The organism is Longimicrobiaceae bacterium, assembly GCA_035936415.1.
Taxonomy (GTDB): domain Bacteria; phylum Gemmatimonadota; class Gemmatimonadetes; order Longimicrobiales; family Longimicrobiaceae; genus JAFAYN01.
Window position 1 is genome coordinate 1 of record DASYWD010000008.1, and the last position, 2,021, is coordinate 2,021.

At 76.4% G+C, this 2,021-nt stretch carries 2 protein-coding genes; both read left to right on the plus strand.

Features of this window, described 5'->3' with window-relative positions:
* The coding region (locus VGR37_00220) for a glycosyltransferase family 2 protein (protein HEV2145818.1) at positions 1 to 1,107 on the plus strand (1,107 nt) is incomplete at its 5' end.
* On the plus strand, positions 1,104 to 2,018 hold the full coding sequence (locus VGR37_00225; GenBank protein ID HEV2145819.1) for a glycosyltransferase family 2 protein: 915 nt from the start codon (positions 1,104 to 1,106) through the stop codon (positions 2,016 to 2,018). The genes VGR37_00220 and VGR37_00225, both read left to right, overlap by 4 nt.
* Positions 2,019 to 2,021: the final 3 nt, after the last annotated feature.

Sequence of the window (2,021 nt, forward strand, 5' to 3'; positions counted from 1 at the left end):
GTGCACGACGGGGCGGCGGTGCTCCCCCGCGCGCTGGCCGCGCTCGCCGCGAGCGACCTCCCGCGCGAGGAGTGGGAGCTGGTGGTGGTGGACGACGCCAGCAGCGACGGCAGCGTGCTGATCGCCGCGGAGCACGCGGACGTGGTGGTGCGGCTTCCCGGGAACGCGCGGGGGCCGGCGTACGCGCGAAACCGCGGGTCCGAGGTCGCCCGCGCGGAGCTGCTGGTGTTCGTGGACGCGGACGTGTGCGTGCACCCGGAGACGCTGGGGCGGTTCGCGCGCCTGTTCGCGGAGCAGCCCTCGCTGAGCGCCGCCTTCGGCTCGTACGACGCGCGGCCGGACGCGCGCGGGGTGGTCTCCCAGTTCCGGAACCTCCTCCACCATTACGTGCACCAGCAGGCGGGCGGGAGCGCGGAGACGTTCTGGAGCGGGTGCGGGGCGATCCGCCGCGCGGCGTTCCGGGACGTGGAGATGTTCGACGAGTGGCACTACCGCCGCCCGCAGGTGGAGGACATCGAGATGGGGCGCCGGCTGCGGGGCCGCGGGCACGCGATCGAGCTGCACCCGGAGATCCAGTGCACGCACCTGAAGCGCTGGACGCTGGGCGGGATGCTCGCGACGGACTTCACCGGGCGCGGGGTGCCGTGGATGCGGATGCTCCTGCAGGAGGGCGCCGTCTCGGAGTTCCAGGCGCTCAACCTCCGGCCCGCGGAGCGCCTGAGCGCCGGGCTCGCCCTCCTCGCCGTGCTGGCGCTGGTGATCGACGGCGCCCCGATCTCCGGACAGGGTCTCGCCGCCTCGGCGACGGCGCTCGCGGGAGTGGTCGCGCTCAACCGCGGCTTCTACGGCTTCCTGCTCCGGACGCGCGGCCCCGCCTTCCTGCTGGCCGCCGTCCCGCTGCACCTGGTCTACTACCTGACGGCCACGGTCGCGGCGGCGGGCGGGTACCTGACGCACTCCCTCTTCGGCGCGCCCGCCGCCAGCCCGGAGGTGGAGGCGCAGGAGGCTCTGGGGATCCGCTCCTGGCCGCCCTGCCCCCGCCGCCCCTCGGCCGGGATGTGGACGATGGCGCCGGGCGGGCGGGCCGGGGCTCCACCGGCCCGATGAGCGGCGTCGCGGCCGTCGTCGTCAACCACAACACGCGCGCCCACCTGCGCGCCTGCCTGGCCTCGCTCCCGCGCGGGCTCCCGGCGGTGGTGGTGGACAACGCCTCCACGGATGGGAGCCCGGAGATGGTGCGGGCGGAGTTCCCGGAGGCGCTCCTCCTGGCGGACGGCACCAACCCCGGCTACGGCGCCGCGGCCAACCGCGGCGTGCGCGCCTGCGCCGCGGAGCACGTCCTGGTGCTGAACAGCGACACGCGCCTGGAGCCGGGCGCCCCCGAGGCGCTGCGCGCGTACCTGGACGCGCACCCCCGGGCGGCGGTCGCCGGGCCGCGGCTGCTGAACCCCGACGGATCGCCGCAGGCGTCGTGCTTCCCCTTCCCCGGCACCCTGGCCTGGTTCCTGGAGAACGACCCGGTGGCCCCGCTGGCCGCGCGGGTCCCCGGGCTGCGGGACCGCCTCCTGTGCGCGAGCCCGCCGCGGCGCGCCACGGCCGTCCCCTGGGTGCTGGGGGCGGCGCTCGCGGTGCGGCGGAGCGCCTTCGAGGCGGTCGGCGGGTTCGACGAGGGGTACTTCATGTACTTCGAGGAGGTGGACCTCTGCCGCCGGCTGGCCTCGGCCGGGTGGGAGACGCACTTCGTCCCGGAGGCGCGGGTGGCGCACGTGGGCGCGGCCAGCACCTCGCAGGTGCGCGCGAGCATGGCGGTGCAGCACTTCCGGAGCACGCTCCGCTTCTACCGGCGGCACTACCGCGGACCGCGACTGGCTTTCTGGCTGGGGACCATGCGCGCGAAGATGCTCTTCCGGCTCCTCCGCGACGGGGCGGCCTCGCGGGTGGCGCGGTCCGGGCGGCGCGGCGCGCTGCGGGAGGACGCGGCGGCCTGGCGCCGGGCGATCCTGGAGACGGGACGGTGAGCG